The 250-nt window shown below is 50.0% G+C and carries 1 protein-coding gene; it reads right to left on the reverse strand.

Going from position 1 to position 250, the window contains the following annotated elements; all coding sequences use genetic code 11:
• The coding region (locus tag A8707_RS26465; RefSeq protein WP_156518925.1) for a ParA family protein at nt 1-189 on the reverse strand (189 nt) is incomplete at its 3' end.
• Nucleotides 190-250: the final 61 nt, after the last annotated feature.

Consider the following 250-nt stretch of genomic DNA (forward strand, 5'->3'; position numbering starts at 1 on the left):
GGAGGTGTAGCCAGCTCCCTGCTCTATTAAGGTTTCGTTACGAACCGCCGTGAAGTCTGAAGCCGTGCCTTGATCATCAGCATCGACGAGCAACACGTCCATCCCCTGGTTGGCTCTCATTACGGTCATGTTGGTTGCGACCGTGGACTTGCCAACCCCCCCTTTAATACCCCCACAGACAAGAATCATGGTGATATCCTCGTAGACTCTCAGTGATACTTATATGATGTAATCGTTACATCGTCAAGAA

The organism is Phormidesmis priestleyi BC1401, assembly GCF_001650195.1.
In the GTDB taxonomy this organism is placed as follows: domain Bacteria; phylum Cyanobacteriota; class Cyanobacteriia; order Leptolyngbyales; family Leptolyngbyaceae; genus Phormidesmis_A; species Phormidesmis_A priestleyi_B.